General features: G+C 63.7%; 1 protein-coding gene and 1 pseudogene. One reads left to right on the forward strand and one right to left on the reverse strand.

The features are described from left to right. Positions 1-483, forward strand: a pseudogene (locus ACWGS9_RS35050) (NAD(P)-binding protein); the annotation flags it as partial. Positions 484-503: 20 nt separating this feature from the next. Here ACWGS9_RS35050 and ACWGS9_RS35055 read toward each other — a convergent pair. Next, on the reverse strand, positions 504-772 hold a 269-nt coding region (locus tag ACWGS9_RS35055), incomplete at its 5' end, for a Ulp1 family isopeptidase (protein ID WP_454509460.1).

Below are 772 nucleotides of genomic sequence, written 5' to 3' on the forward strand. Positions count from 1 at the left end.
GAGGAAGCCTGCACGCTGAACCTCGAGGACATTCCGGTCGCCATCAAGACGGTCGAGCAGGCGATCGCCGACAAGGCCTATGAGACCGGCCATATCCGGCCCTATCCGCCGGAGAAGAAGACCGGCAAGCGGGTCGCCGTCATCGGCTCCGGCCCGGCCGGCATGGCGGCGGCGCAGCAGCTCGGCCGCGCCGGCCATGACGTGCATGTCTATGAGCGCGAGAGCCGCCCCGGCGGGCTGATGCGCTACGGCATTCCGGACTTCAAGATCGAGAAGCACTATATCGACCGGCGCATCGGGCAGATGCAGGGCGAGGGTGTCACCTTCCATTGCGGTGTCAATGTCGGCGTCGACATGAAGGTCGCCGATCTCATCGAGGAATTCGACGCCGTGCTCTATTGCGGCGGCTCGGAAACGCCGCGTCCGGCCGGCATTCCGGGCAGCGAGTTCAGCGGCGTCTATGACGCGATGCCTTATCTGGTTCTCGTTTCGAAAATCCAAAATCAAAGCCTCGCCAGTCGGTTTTGCAGCGCCTGCCGATCGGCGACGAGGTTGTCGAGGTGCAGCGGCGCGTGGTCTGGGCGCTGCCCATCCACCAATCGTTCAACCAGCGCCCGCGTGCCGTCCACCACGAAGACGCCGCAATCGAATTTGTTCGGTTGTTGGGCTATGCGGGCTGGCACCAAGGTGGCGTGCAGCAGTCCTGCCAGCTGTGCTGCAGGCGCGTCGTTGTATTGCCCTCGCTGGAGGGAATCGTAGTGATAGGCGACAT

The organism is Mesorhizobium sp. Arg314, assembly GCF_053714275.1.